Raw genomic sequence first — 14,513 nt, 5'->3', positions numbered from 1 at the left:
GTGGTTATGGATATTTTTTACGGGCGTGCAACACGGTCAGAATTCTGATGTGGTCTGTCACCCGATAGACCAGTAAATAATTTGAGTTAATGACCATTTCGCGAGTGCCCGGTATTCGGCCGGAGCGGAAACCATGCGGTATCCAGGAAAGCCTTCGCGCTGCGGCGCTGAGCTTTTGGTGCAGTGCAACTGAAGCGACAGTGTTGCGTTGTTCTACGTATTCGATGATGTCAGCCAGATCTCCAAGAGCCGGTTTACTCCAGCTAACCGGCAGCGCGTCGATTCTTGCGTCTCTCTTCCAGCATCTGACCTAGCAGCACCATTGCCTCATCATGGGCAATAGGCGGGCGTGGATCATCAAGTGCAGCTTGTACCTTGGCGCGATACCAAAGGTCGTATTCCGCAGCCTCTTCTTCGGTTTCGAAGTCTGAAACGATAGGTGAAAGTTCAGCGCTCATCATGACCTCCATGATCAATGTGAAGCAGTCTAAGGGGGATGTGGCTCGTTGTCGTCACTGGCGGGACGAGGGAGACATCACCCCCAAACGGACGATACAAATCTGTCAGGCGCTTCGCATCTGATGCGTGCGAAGTCGATCAGCTGTGTAGTTCGATTCTGTAAGAAATCTGCCTGTGGTCATTGGGCGACGGCGAAGTGGGGACGGATAACATCAAGCTAATCGTCCCGCATCGAATTGGGCTCGAAAGGTACCGAATTGATCAACGACTGCGTATCGGTGTCGCCCAGCGCCTGATCTTCAACGTCATAACTGAAGATTGAGCCGAGTTCTTTTGCAAACTCCACACGGATCAGGGGTAGAAACCGGCCCGTGACGTTGAAATAATCGCGTTGGATATAGCGCGCACCGGTCAGTCGGTCACCAGCGATATGAGACGGGTTGAAAGTTGCGATCGCTTCCAGCGGGAGTTGCTCCGGACGATCTTCTGTCCACGCTGCCATAATCAGTTCATTCCAGCCTAACGGATCTTTGGCATCCGGGCGCACCGTGGTCGCCAGTTGAAAGCTCTGCGGCTCTGTGTTGAAGGCGCAGGTTCTGGTGGGAGCGCTCGCATACCGCGCAACCCATGACTCTCGACTGGCAATGCCAAGCTCTTCGCACTGACCGCCGTGAGTTCTACAGATATCTGCCGAACCGCCCGTACCCGCGTCGAAAGGGTACAGGCAACGCACGGTCAGCGGTTTGCCGGACGGCGCAAAAGATTCGCGGACAATAAATCCTTGAGCCTTGTACGTACGGGTCACTCTCGCGCCCGGATGAATGAACGTGAATGAAACACCATTACCCTTCGTTGAGCTGGGGCTGGGGTCCCAGGCGTGATGGCCGGTCGAGCCGCTGGTTGAACGAACCAGCACTCCCGCGCAGTTGAACGATGCGCTGTTGCCCTCGCATGAGGTTCTCGGGTCGACGGAGCGAGCATTCAAACGAGCAGCCACCTCAAAGCCGGTATACAACTGCTCTTGTTGAGTGAATCCGAACACCTGATCCGCTGGCTGGTTCAGATCCATGCGCACAATGGGCAGCCATTGGTCAGTGGCCTTGAAGTAGTCACGCTGGTCCCGTTGTGCGCCGAGTAATGAACCCGGATGGTTTACGTCGTGAAACAGCGCGAGCAAAGGCAATTGCGCCGGCGCCTGCTCCGGCCAATTTTTGACTTTCAGCAGCACTGGCTGCGCAGACCATGTGTCGCCAAGGGCCTGATGCGCGGTCAGGCTGGCGGCGAACTGCGCGGGATCGTTGCTGCTCAGTGAACACTGCGCAGCGAGCACGCTGCCTTCTCCGGCGAAGTGCGCAAGCCAGCTTGCGCTGTCCGTCGCGCCAAGCGCCGTACAGGAACTGACGTCCTGCACGCGATTGACAGCCGCCACCCAGCCACAACCGAAATCGGGGCGCGTGCTCTGCACCGGAAAGTCGAACGGATAGACACACAGCACATTCAACTCGTCGCGATCACCGATTGTCGTGGTTTCATCGCTGAACACCACGCCGAATTTCTGCGGCAAAGTTCTTGTGTCGAGATCGGCGCGCAAATAATGAACACTTTCAGCGCCAAGCGCGGTGGCGTGAGCACTGTGTTTCCAGAACTGCGCAGTACCCTGGCTGCCTAGCAGCAAGAGACCGCTGCAATGGTACGCAGGCTCATTGCCTGGACACTGTTTGGTGATTTTTTGATAACTGCGATTGAGCGATTGGGCGACCTCAGGACCGGTCAGGACGGGTGCAGCAACTCCGGCATTGCTGATCAGCAACAAGGACAGGGCTAGTGAGAGAACGGTGAGGGGAGAGGTGTGGGACATGTTCAATCCTCCCCTTTGCTTTGAGATTCTGCGTCAGGTCTGGAGATTCCCACTACGGGCAAAAACTCGGTCTTCGACTCGCTGCCGACATTTCCATTCTGTGATGCACCGTTCAGGTCGTAGGTATTGGCGGTATCGGCGCCGACGGTCGTTCCAGTCCATATCGGGTAACTGCGCCAGCCCAGGTAGGTGGCGACCGGTTTTTTTCCGGATAATAGTAAAGCGCCCAGAGACGTCCTGCCTCGTCGAGGCTGATCGGTTGCAAGCCCTTGTCGCTGCATCGTTTATTCTGGCCGTCCCAATCGTCGCCATGATTAAGATAATGAACTTCGCGGATACCCTTGACCGTCAGATGGTACTCATGGGTCTGACTATCGCTGTCGGTCGCACTGATGGAGCAGACCCCGTTCGTCAACGCGGTGACCTCTCCGGTTTCTTTATCGACACGGGCAACTTCCTCATTGTCGCTCGCGTAGTTGTAGGGGACGCTGCCCCAGTTGGCCTCGCGCGTCATGCATGCCGACGAGGGGACGACCGGCGGCGGCTTGTCGACGGCGATTATGTAATTTTCACTGCTTAGATCGAGCATTGCCGGGGCTTCGAACGCACTCTTGATCAGAAGCTCAAGCGTCTTTGATTTTACCGGGGTGCTGCTATCTTTCAGCTTTACCTTGTAGTGGATGCGAACGACCTCATCGGCATCGGCGACAAATTTATTCGCCGGAATGACGAAGACAACCTCCTCGTCGACCGCCGAGAAACCGATCGGCACGTCATCGACGGAGTCAACGTCATCGCCAATGTGGAGATAAACCCAGTCGCCGATTTTCATGAGCGGAGTCCAGGCTTGAATTTTCACAGTCGCGCCGTCGGCAGGGATTTTTTGCGGGTCCAACACGCCGTTAACGGCTTCTTTAACCGAAGGCAGGGTGTCGGCTATTTGTTTTTCCATGTCATCACCTCATCAGGCAAGTCGGCGACGCTCCTGCGAGCGCCGCATTGCGCGAGCAGAAAAGCGCAAAATCAGGAAGAACGGGGCGAAGCGTAATAGGACACCTGGCCTTTGAGCCGGTCTTGCGCGCCGCTACTGTCGCCACCGCCAAGAGGATCGCCCCAAGTCACCACATTGGCGTCGGCCGTGACTGCCGTGAAGCCATGGCGGTTGTCGTAAATCGCCCTGACCTTGACCAGCTGATCGGTGATCGCAGTGACATCTCCACCGGAGGCTGCTTCGCCCCAAGCCACGACAGTCCCGTCCTTGCACAACGCAGCAAACGCTCCGGAAGAACCTGCCAGTTGCACAAAGTCGTCTCTGCCGGCGATGGCATCGGGTACCAACCCGCCAGCGTTCTTGGCTGGCCACGCGACGATATGTCCGCTCGCTCTCAGCGCGGCGAATGCATTCGAGTTGGCAACCACGGAAACGACATCGGTCAGCGACTGAATTTCTCCGGGCACCTCCGCGCCATAGGTCGCATTGCCCCAGGCGACGACCTGCCGTGTTGCGCGAAGCGCGGTAAAGGCCTGAGCATTGGCGCAGGCCAGTTGTTTGATGTCGCCCAAAGACGCTATCGGATCCGGCACCAAACCACCGGCCGCCGGATTGCCCCATGCAACTACAGTGTCATTCGCTCGCCGTGCCACGAAGGCGTGGGCATTGCCCATCACTTGAATGACATCTGTCAGGCTGCCGATATCGGCAGGAACCACGCTGCCAAGCGCCTCGCCAGCGCCCCACGCAACTACCTGGCCGGTTGCGCGCAAGGCCGCGAACGCCTTCGCGGCAGGGATGATATCGACCACATCAGTCAGCGGCTTGACGTCGTCCCTCACCGTCCCGCCATTGGTCGCATCTCCCCAGGCATGGACGCTGCCGTTGGCTTTCCTGCCGGCGATTGCCAGGCTGTTTCCGCTCAGCTGGACGAAATTCTGTGGATCGATTCCGGTCATTTCGCCCCCTTGGCCTGCAGTGCCCGGCCAGGCGACGGTGAAGTTATTGGACCGGATTGCTGCGTACGAGCTGCCTGAGCAGGCAACCGAGAGAATGTCGGTGAAAGTCTGAAACGTCGCCGGGATCTTCGCGCCGTACAACGGATTGCCCCAGCCAGCGACATTGTTCTTGTCTCGGAGCGCGACGAACGCCCCGTCATTGGCTACTGTGCCTTCGCCACCGCTGCCAAATATGTTCAAGCGGGTGAGGGTGATCTGGTCGTCACCCGTGCGCACCTGCAGGGATTTTTCCGGGGCAGTGTCGGTCCACGTCGCCGCGGTCGTCCAGGTAGTCTCGTCAGAGTATTTCCACTCAGCCTGAACAGGCAGCAGCGTCGTGGCATTGAACGCTGAAATCAATCGACTGGCGCTCGACTCACGAAAAACACCGCGAGCGTAACGGGCGCCCATGACCAGCAACTTACCGCTGCCGATCACCTTGCGCACCTCGTAGACGGTTGAGCTGGACGGGCCATCGGTCCCGCCCGCCTTGCGCTCAACGGTGTACTTCAGTCCGACGGTTTTGCCGTCACACTTGACGATTTCTGCGTGCGGCACCTTGATCAGTGACAGCTCTTTCCCCGCTTGCGCTGCAGTGACGAGGTGCGGATAGACAGTAGTTGTCAGCCCTTCGAAACTCACGATTACCCTATCGTCTTCTTTCAACAGCGCATCAGCAGCAATCACCACCGTCGCGCCACCCAAGACATCGTCCGGGTTCAAGAGGTTTTTCTCCGTGCCGCTCGCTTCCTTGAACGTGGCAACGGGCAGTCTGACGGCATTCTGTACCACGCTCAGCGTGTAATCTTTGGCCGGCTGTTTAGTTCCATCGAGCAGTTCGACGTAATAGCCCAAGGTGACATCATGCCCCACACTGTCCTTGACGATGTTGGCAGGGATATTGACTTTGACCGGCTTGCCTTTGTTGGCTGAGGTGACGAGCCTGTCATCAGGGTGCTCGACTTTTCCGTCTGCAGTGGTCCACTTGATGTAATAGTGATGACCCGCGTTTTCAGCGTCATTGGCGGCGAATTCAGCGGTAGCACCGTTCGCTGCATCCGCCACATCAAGCACATCCTCGATGGCTTCGATCACCTTGCCTGGCGGCAGTTGCTGCTGGGCTGTGCCGATAATGAAGGGCAACGGATTGGACTGGTTCGTCTTGCCGGTTTCGAATCGCTTGATGAAGTAGTCGACCACCAGCTGTTCGCCGCGGCGGTTTTCGAAGTATTCGAGAACGAACGCTTCGTCGAGTGAAAAATGGATGTTTTTCCCGGCATTGAGCGCATTGACCAGTTTGTGATCGGTAAATAACAAAGTGGCGTCAGCGTCGTATAGTCGCCAGTGCACTTCATCCTTGCTTTTGGTCGGATCATTGATCGGGTTGGGGCATTCGACCTCGCTTCTGCCGTCGGCAAGATCTTTAGGCTCAAGAGCGCCGTTTTTTTCGCCTGACACGATAGGCTTGACCAGCTCGAACTGCGGCTCGCCGACATTGAGCAGTGAGGAACTCAGAGATGTCCGTCGGACGATCTCGCCATCTTCATCGGAGAGCAGATCGTACGAAAAGCGGACTTTGCCCCCATTCAGAGTCTTGATGTGCGCCCCGTCAAACGTGATGACATATGGCTTGCTGCCGTCGGCTTCTTCCTGGGAAATCTCGAACCATTCCAAGACCGGCTCGTAGTCGCTGCCGTCGAAACGAGTGCCCACTATGTGCAGTTCGATCATCTTGTCCGTGGACAATTGTTCATTATGGGGAATGTGGATTCGATACTTGGGAAGGTCGGGTGCAACCGCGCCACTGGCTGCATCCAGCGCAATCGGGGCGGCCAAGCGTTTGGCCTCGCCGATGACGTTGTAGGAGCGGGTCTTGGATTTTGCAATGACTTTCTCGTCACGTTCCAGTTCGTAGAAGTACACCGCTGTGCGCTTGGCGAGCTTGTACAGGCCGCTGTTGTCGTGCTCGATTGAGAACGGCGTCGGCGGTTCTTGGTCGATAGCCTTGCGCTTCACGATGTCGATCTGTTCGCCGCCGGCTGTGGTGCCGGTCAAATGCATGATGATGACGTCGTCTTTTTGAAACTCCGTCTCCAGCTCTACCCAGACGTACAGCAGGGGTATCTGTTCAAGCAGTACATTCAGATCCAGCTTGGCACCGTCAGCCTGTTCGAGGATGGGCGCGCCGCGTTTCGAGTTGTTGGTATCGACGGGGATGGCCACGGGCTTACACCAGTCTTCGGACTCGTTGTAGACGCAGTCGCGAATCTTGTAGCTGACGAGTACTTTTTCGGAGTCGCCGGCAGCGAGAATGACCTTCTCGCTGATGAAAACCTGGATCGGATTGTTGACCGGATCATCAATCTGTTTTTGACTGATGGGCGCCGAGTCGACGACTTTGCCGGCCCAGGCAACGGTAATCACATCTCCCTCGGAGACATTCGGGTAGGCCTCACCGCTGCCGGACTTGGGTACTACAACGACCGTCACACCGTCCTTGACGCTGTCCTTGTCGACACCGTCCTTCACGACGTTTGGGGGGATAAATCCTATCGCCAATTCGGAGTGCCCATAATTAGGGTCAGTGTCCTGCCCGCCGGGCAACTCAAGTTTGACGAACAGTTCAAGGGTCGGACCGGGATCTGGTTGCTGACTGAAGCGTTTGACTTCGTAACTCAGTTTCCACTCGCCGCTGAGCAAACGCTCCACCGGTACGAACAAGGTCGTGCGCTCGCGTAGCTCAATTGACTCGGTAACGGTTTGTTGATCAACCAGTTTGCCGTTCAGAAACAGCTTGCAGTTATCGTCTATGGCTTTGTTTGGCCAAATAGGAACATGAATCCTCAGGCCTTTTTCGGGATCCAGTAATCGCGCGGCCGCGAGGTTGACACCCCATCGGCCATCTTCCAGCTTTCGGCCATTGGGGACATCAAGGTCTTCAAAGGCAAGCGGGTGCATGTTTCTGAATGGCCGAATGAGCATGGTGGCATTCCTGTCTGGCGTCATGGGGACAGGAATGATTAGGGGATAGTTTTGCGATTTGCGCACCTGTCAAAGCTGACAGGTTTTGGCAGATATCAGACGAGTGGTCGTAAAGGCCTGCCGACCCTGATTGTTTCGCAAGGGCAGGTTTTTGATCTGATCAATCCGAGCTCCCGCGTCGTTGATGCCTCAACAATGCTACGCGCCTGGCTCCGGATGGAACACGGAGCGTCCCGGGCTGCATTCCCACGCGGGAGCGTGGGAACGATCAAGAATTGCTGATGACCAAAAAGGAAGTGCGCGACGAACACAAGGATCAGAAAGGCCGTCCCGAGCAAGCAACGCATCCGCCAGACCCGACGCGAGATGTCGTAGCGGCGGATGATGTCGGCGATTCCCGAAGCCGACGGGGTCATCACCAACCCGACTCACTACGCCTTCGCGCTCAAATACGACTCGGAGAAGGGCGGCGCGCTGGTGCTGCTAGGCAAGGGCAGCGACTTCATCGCCCTGAAAATCCACGAAATCGGTGTGTCCAACAAACTCATACCGCTTGAATCGCGCGCGCTGGCACGCTCGATCTTCTATTCCACGGAACTTGAGCAAGAAATTCCCGGCGGGCTATATCTGGCAGTCGCGCAGGTATTGGCTTACGCCTGCCAGATTCGCCAACACCTGGCGGGCAAGGGTAAACGTCCGGATCCGCTGAAGGATGACCTGCCGATTCCGCCGGATTTGCATCGGGATTCTTGACCTCCCGTGTGATACAAAAAAAGCCGTTCCGATTGAACGGGGCGGCGATTTTTATCCGTGAAGTGCTGCATCGGCTGAAGGCCATCTTCGAGCAAGGCCGCCCCACAGATTTGACTATGAACATCGCGCCGCTAAAACAGCATCAGCCAGGAGCAATGACCGTAGAAACGGTCAAAGTCCGCTTTGGCGTCGTTCCCAACTCCGGTGCGTTAGCCACAGCGGCTTGGAAGCTATGCAAACCCGGCTTCAGATCAATGACAAGTGCCTCCCATTCGCCTGTGGCAGAATCGGGATGCCCCAAACCTACTAATTTTGAAATCTCTGAATCCACGACCAAGACTGTCCCCTTGGGACTTTTGCCGCTAATCACCACGCTGGTCTCATGGGTCGTCTCACCTTCCTTGATTTCCTTGCCGCTTGAGCATTCCTTGATCAAGTCGAGCGTGAGCAGTTTGGGGCGCACCGATTCACCGATTACAAAATCCAGCACATTCGAATAACTGGTCGTGTTGCTGGCGGCCCGGAAGATTTCGTAATGCACCTGCACCGTTTTCCCGCGATTAGGCTCGATGTGCTGCGCCACAAACGCTGCGTTCAGCGGGAACTCCACGTCCTTGTCCTTGGACAGTGCGTTGAGTTTTTTGAAGTCGGTAACAGGCTTGTTGCTTTCAACGATCCAGAAATAAGTGACGATATCGTTGGCCTCGCTCGGAACAGCGACCGGCCGTGGGGCGGTGAGCTTGCTGGCGCCACCGGGCAGGTCCTTGGGTTCCAGGGCGCCGTCCTTTTCGCCAAGGACGACAGGTTTGACCAGCTCCCGTTGCGCTTCGCCGACGTTGAGCCGCGAAGCATGCAGCGACGCGCGGCGGGTGATGGTGCCGTCTTCGTCGCTCAGCAGGTTGTATGACAGATCCAGCGTGCCGCCCTCAAGGGTTTTGCCGTGTTCGCCGGGGACGGTGACGACGAAGCCCTCGGGATCATTGGCCTCGTCTTTGCTCGGGAAATACCACTCCAGTTCCGGGTCGTAAGTCGTGAGGTCCGCCCGGGTGCCGAACCATTTGAGTTCGATAGCATTGTTCGTGGTGATCAGTAGATTGTAGGGGATGCGGATGCGGTATTGGGGCGCGTCAGGGTCGAGCGCGCCACTGATGTGATCTATCGCGATCGGCGCGGCCAGACGTGTCGGTTCGCCGATTACGCTGTAGGCGCGGGACTTGGATTGGGAGTTGTCGACCACGACACCGTCGCGGCGGACATGAAAGGAGTACACCACCGTGCGTTTGGCCAAGGCACGCAGGGTACTGTTCTTGTGCTCGATCGAGACCACTACCGGCGGCGCGCTTTCGATCTTCTTGTCCACCAATTCACTGATCTCTTGACCTGCGTCGTCGATACCGGTGACGCTGAGGTAGATCTTGTCGTTCTCTTTGAAGATGTTCTCGTCAACCGCCCAAACGTCCACTATCGGCGGTTCGTCCCCCAGCACTTCCAGATCCACGACGAGGCCATCGGCCTGATCGAGGATGGGCGCATCCTGCCGCAAGCCCTCGGTGTCGACGACAATATGCACGGCCTCGCACCAGTCTTCGGACTCGTTGTACACGCGGTCGCGGATCTTGTAGCTGACCAACACGCGGTCGGAGTCTCCGGCCGAGAGGATGGTGGCCTTGTTGGCCAGAACGACGATCGGGTTATCTTCCGGATCGTCGAGCTGTTCCTGAGTGACGGGCTCGGAGTTCTCGGTTTTCCCGGCCCAGGCCAGGATGAGCACGTCACCGACGGCGGCATTCTTGTAGAGCAAGCCATCGCCGGGTTTGGGTTTGGCGTAGATCAGCACGCCTTTCTCAGCGGTGGCCTCGTCGACGCCGTCGCGCACCACATTCGGCGGATCGAAGGCGATGGTCAGTTCGGAGTGGCCATATTCAGGGTTAAGATCCTGACCGCCGGGCAGTTCGAGTTTGACGAAAAGCTTGATTGTCGGTCCCGGCTCGGGCTTCTGTCCGAAACGCGTGACCTCGTAGGACAGCTCCCAGTCGCCGCTGAGCAAGCGCTCGGGCGCGACGAAGAGAGTGACATGCTTGTTCACTTCAATGTCTTCGTTGATGGTCTTTTGCGCGACCATGGTGGTGCCCAGGTACAACTTGCAGTTATCGCTCTTGCTCATGTTGTTCCAGGCGGGAACCTGAACCTTCAGCCCCTTGTCGGGGTAGTTGAGTCGCGCGGCGGCGAGGTTGATGCCCCACTTGCCGTCATCCAGCAACCGGCCGCCGGGGATTTCCGGGTCGAGCAGGGACAGTACAGAGATTTCTTTGCGTGGTTGGATGAGCATGACGGGCACTCCTGTCTGGTGTGGGAACGACGGAGTGATTAGGCCTTGGTTCGGCGATTTGCACACCTGTCATATCTGACAGGTAGAGGCACGTTTCAGACCAGTCGCCCCCCTTGCGTGACCGTTGAGACGATTGCAAGAGGGGGAATGCAGTCGGGTGTTATCTGAGCCCGACGCCTAATGCACTATGGTTAAAGCCTGGCTTGGTTATACCGGAGGCGTTGGTTCCGTTGACAAGATGAACCGTTTTATTTCCTGGCCATGGCCAGTGGTAATTGGTCGGGGTACTGGACCAGTAGAAGCCGCTACCCATTGGCCAACGGCCCACGTAAGCGCTGAAAATTTCATAGAGTTCGTCGTAGCTGGGCATTCTGGCGCCATGTTGTGACGCAACGCCAACTATTGAATTCCATGTTCCCCCTCCAAGGCCGATGCAATGAATGACGTTGGTCACATATACGGTGTAGCTCTTGGACTGGTTTACCCCATCCCTTGCTGTTATCAACGCCGAACCCCGGCCGCGCGCGGTAACGAAACCTGCATTATCAACCGCAGCTACTGCGGGATTGCTGGAGCTGTAGCTGATTGCTCCGGAGCCACCCGATGCCTGATGCCGTACCGAGTTGCCCGCGTTGGGCGCGGGAAACAGGTGAGGGTAGGCTGGACATATATATGTTTTACCTCCCAGGGTTACCGGGTTCTGATTGAAGTTCAGGGGAGGGATCGGGTTATCCCGGCGGAAAGTCCGAGTGTTGGAATTCTGTCCGGTTGCCAGCGCTTTTGCATAGACCGAATGTCCGCCAAGTCCTACGCCCAGAGTCGTAGTCCAACTGCCGTTGCTTGGATGCCCGGTGATCTTTGGTCCTGCACTGTTGTTGTCATAAATCTGCACTTCATAACGGGGTGTCACAGTACCGCTCAGCGTGACGCTGGAGTCAGTAGTTGCACCTCCATTCAATAGGTCGCCTCCCGAGTGTCTGACTGACGTCAGCGTTACTGCCAGATGAGCCTTGACCGCAAAGTTATGCAGCGCCGATTCAAGTTGTTGGCCATAAAGCGCTCTGGCTTTGACCGCGTAACCTTTGATAGTCAAATCGGTGAGCGTGGTCGAGCCATTGCCCTCGCCATCAAGTTCGATGGCAACACCAATCGCTGTAGCGCTGTCGTAAAGCTGGATCAACTGGTCTGGGTCGGCCTTCACCGCGACGGTCACCGCAGAGTCGTAAGTAGTGCCATCCATGGCCACGGGCCCCTTGGAGTCATTGACCGCTGTGATGCTGGGTTTGGTAGCAACGCCGACGGTAAATGTTCTCGGATTACCGACCGGGACATCTGCGTCGTACAAGGCTTCGACAGTGATTTTTTGAAGGCCTTCGTTCAGGCTGTCGGCAGGGCACTCCCATGTCCAGAGTGCTGAGGCTTCGGGTGTGCCTTTCAGTACGTCATTGATCTTGATCTCTACCTTCTCGCCACGCGTCGCCGTGCCCTGAACCGTCACACGTTTATCGTATGTCAGCCCGGCTTCAGGAATGTCCTGGCCTTGCGGGTTCAACACTTTGGTGATGACAGGCGTCACGTAGTCATAACGGGTGCGGATGGTCAGCGGCAGAGAGGGAAACTCGATCGCTGCCGACATGTCTGTGCTGCCATCAAAAACAACCGCGCACTTCACTACGGCTGCAGAACTGTGCAGCAGTTTCAATAGTTCGCTTCTGGGCAAAGGCTCGTCCAGGCCTTGGATGGCTTGCTGATCGGTAATCAGGTGTGCCGTCAATACTTCAATGACGTAGCTGCCGGTGGTGGCAAGACCTTCGAGCCAGACCGAGGCGAGCTGGCCTTTGGCAATGAACGGCCAGGGTTTAACCACCACGCTGGCGTCGCCGGCGATCTCCATCAAATCCAGCACCGCGTCTATGGCCTGCGGCACCTCGGGCCGTGGCAGCTCTTTTTCCGGATCCTGAAAATCCAGTATTTGCAATGGCAGCAACTGTGATGACGTCCACAAGCCGTATCGCTGAACGTCGTAACCGACATTGACTGAACGCCGAATATTCGCACCCACAAACGAGGACGCGAGATGAAAGGACACGGTGCCGGAAGGTTCGGCTGGTTGTTCGAGATCTTCCGATGTGCCGGGGCCGGGTGTGCCACGCCATTTCAGCCCAAGTGTATCGAGCTCGACATCCATGGTGGGATAGCTGCACTGGATGTCCACTCCGTTGAGAGCATCCATCGGATTCAACGCAGCGCCGATCGCTTGCACAACTGTCGGTGGCTTCAATTCGCCAAGCGGTATCCCGACCATTACCTCGAACGGTGCGGAATAGCTGAACTTGCCGGTTTCCACATGGAGCAACGTATAGCGCACCGTTACCACGTAGCCGATATTGGCCGTGACGTATCTGGCATCCACGCGAAAGCGCACCGTTTTATCAATCGTCAACAACGTGATCGGCACGCTGCCTTTGGTTGAACTGTAAGGATTAACGCCAGACCAGTGGTACGTCAGGATGTCGCCCTTTGCCCAAGCGACCGGTTTGACCAGCACATGCGCCTGCGTATAAACCTGGGTCGGATCGATTACGCCCTCTTTGGCTTCTTCCACATCGGGCGCGGGAAGGGTGGCGGACAATCCGCGTACGTCGACTCGCAGGAAGTCTGACTCGCTGAGGCCAAAGTCGGCAGGATCTTCGTTGTAGACCCGGTAATACAATTTGAGGCTGCCATTGATCAGCGCAAGAATGTGTTCACCCATCACGTAGATGAAGATGAATCCCGTCTCTTCATCATTGCCGCTGACGTCGTAGGATTCCTCGTACAGGTAAGAGTTGCCATCGCCCTTCTTGCCTTCCCAGATCATGTTGATCGTATCGCCCACTTTCAGGCTCGGGTAAGCGATTCGCACGGTCGCCGCCAGGCTGTCACTCGGGAGGATGGCGCCGATAACCTCTTCAATCGTCGGCGCCGGCAACAGCGCCGGATTGCCAATCACTTTGACGAAGGCGCGTTTCGAGTAAAGCGGCGCGCTTCCGTCCTGCTTGAGCAATACGTAGGAACCATCCAGCGTACCGGTTGCGAAAAGGCTGACGAACTCGAAAGGAATAGGCACTTCGTGAATGTAGGCCGGATTGCCAACCGTTATCTCTACCGAAAATGTCCGTGACGCTGTTCCCGGGCGCCCGATGCCGATGACATTGACTCTGATTTTGTCGCCGGAGGTGAACTCGTCGTTGTCCTTGATATTGATCAGCAGGTTGGTCGCCTGATGATCCAGTTGATCGAGGTGCAGCTCCCCACCGTCGGCGTCGTCGAAGATAGGGATACCGAGGCGAGCGGCACCTGCTTCAACCCGAACTGTGGTTTCCTTCGACCATTTCTCGCTGAAGTTCCAGACTTCGTCATGTATCTCATACTTGATCAACAGCTTGAGGCTGTCGCCTGCGGTGAGGATGTCGCTGGGCGATGCTGTGACAACGATTTCGGCAGTGCCGTCGACCTCGGCCTGCGTCACGACATGGGGCGCCAGGAAAATACTGCCCCAGCACACCCAAATAACATCGCGTACCCGCATGTCCGGGTACTGCTTGATGATCATCGGGACGCCGCTGGCTGCCCATTCTTCAGTGACACCATTATTGATGACATCGACGGGCAGACCGACGATGTCCAGCTCTGAGTGCCACGGATATGGCTTTTCCTTGTCCTCACCGGCGGGGAGGGTGAGTTTTATGAAAAGCGTCAAGACAACCGAAGGGTCGTCCGGGAGTGTTTCGCCTGCGCGGGTCAGTTCGTAGCGACACGTGGAAAAGCCCGCGTCGATCTGGTCGGTTGGCAAGTAAAAGAACAGGCGCTCGTTGACCTGGGCGCTGTCTACCTTCAGTTGGAGGATCGCCTGGTCGTTCCAGAAGAGGACTACTTCATCTCCCTCAGCCATTCTTTCCCACGGGTCGATGACGGCATATAGGCCTTCATCGTATCGTTCGAACGTGTCCAGATTGATTCCGCCATCAGCGCCGAGGACCGGCTCGGTCCTGTCGGCGAAATAGACCGGATAGAGATTCGATGGCGAGACGGGAGAGTCCGGTCGTTTGGGGAAACGAGAGAATCTGAAGGAATTCATCGGCCAATCCATCCGAAGGAGAT

7 protein-coding genes and 1 pseudogene are annotated in these 14,513 nt (G+C 56.8%); 1 reads left to right on the top strand and 7 read right to left on the bottom strand.

The features are described 5' to 3' along the window. Positions 1-4: 4 nt before the first annotated feature. The 5 genes from ACZZZ4_RS24015 to ACZZZ4_RS23995 form a co-directional block, all read right to left on the bottom strand. Positions 5-226, bottom strand: a complete 222-nt coding sequence (locus ACZZZ4_RS24015; protein ID WP_240783224.1) for a type II toxin-antitoxin system RelE/ParE family toxin — start codon at positions 224-226, stop codon at positions 5-7. A 37-nt stretch (positions 227-263) separates the two neighbouring features. After that, a complete protein-coding gene (gene relB, locus ACZZZ4_RS24010; protein WP_463548973.1) occupies positions 264-458 on the bottom strand; it encodes a type II toxin-antitoxin system RelB family antitoxin in 195 nt (64 codons plus the stop codon). Between the two features lie 218 nt (positions 459-676). After that, positions 677-2,317, bottom strand: coding sequence for a hypothetical protein (locus ACZZZ4_RS24005; protein WP_463548972.1), 1,641 nt, complete (start codon positions 2,315-2,317; stop codon positions 677-679). 112 nt (positions 2,318-2,429) lie between these two features. Beyond that, complete coding sequence (locus tag ACZZZ4_RS24000; RefSeq protein WP_463548971.1) at positions 2,430-3,269, bottom strand: Ig-like domain-containing protein; 840 nt, start codon at positions 3,267-3,269, stop codon at positions 2,430-2,432. Positions 3,270-3,340: 71 nt separating this feature from the next. Beyond that, positions 3,341-7,288, bottom strand: coding sequence for an RCC1 domain-containing protein (locus tag ACZZZ4_RS23995; RefSeq protein WP_463548970.1), 3,948 nt, complete (start codon positions 7,286-7,288; stop codon positions 3,341-3,343). 272 nt (positions 7,289-7,560) lie between these two features. On the opposite strand from ACZZZ4_RS23995, the pseudogene ACZZZ4_RS23990 reads away from it, so the two are divergent. Beyond that, positions 7,561-8,041 (top strand): annotated as a pseudogene (locus ACZZZ4_RS23990) (EscU/YscU/HrcU family type III secretion system export apparatus switch protein); the annotation flags it as partial. A 142-nt stretch (positions 8,042-8,183) separates the two neighbouring features. Here the strand turns inward: ACZZZ4_RS23990 and ACZZZ4_RS23985 are convergent. Both ACZZZ4_RS23985 and ACZZZ4_RS23980 read right to left on the bottom strand, forming a co-directional pair. After that, positions 8,184-10,370, bottom strand: coding sequence for a hypothetical protein (locus ACZZZ4_RS23985; protein WP_463548969.1), 2,187 nt, complete (start codon positions 10,368-10,370; stop codon positions 8,184-8,186). Positions 10,371-10,530: 160 nt separating this feature from the next. Beyond that, positions 10,531-14,490, bottom strand: a complete 3,960-nt coding sequence (locus ACZZZ4_RS23980) for an Ig-like domain-containing protein (protein WP_463548968.1) — start codon at positions 14,488-14,490, stop codon at positions 10,531-10,533. Positions 14,491-14,513: the final 23 nt, after the last annotated feature.

This window comes from Pseudomonas sp. AC252 (genome assembly GCF_979258105.1).
The sequence above is the reverse complement of the archived record's forward strand: the minus strand, read 5'-3'. Positions and strand labels throughout refer to the sequence as shown.

Coding starts and splice junctions, on each gene's coding strand:
- ACZZZ4_RS23985 (WP_463548969.1), bottom strand. CDS start 10,370: ATGCTCATCCAACCACGCAAAGAAATCTCTGTACTGTCCCTGCTCGAC.
- ACZZZ4_RS23995 (WP_463548970.1), bottom strand. CDS start 7,288: ATGCTCATTCGGCCATTCAGAAACATGCACCCGCTTGCCTTTGAAGAC.
- ACZZZ4_RS24000 (WP_463548971.1), bottom strand. CDS start 3,269: ATGGAAAAACAAATAGCCGACACCCTGCCTTCGGTTAAAGAAGCCGTT.
- ACZZZ4_RS23980 (WP_463548968.1), bottom strand. CDS start 14,490: ATGAATTCCTTCAGATTCTCTCGTTTCCCCAAACGACCGGACTCTCCC.
- relB (WP_463548973.1), bottom strand. CDS start 458: ATGAGCGCTGAACTTTCACCTATCGTTTCAGACTTCGAAACCGAAGAA.
- ACZZZ4_RS24005 (WP_463548972.1), bottom strand. CDS start 2,317: ATGTCCCACACCTCTCCCCTCACCGTTCTCTCACTAGCCCTGTCCTTG.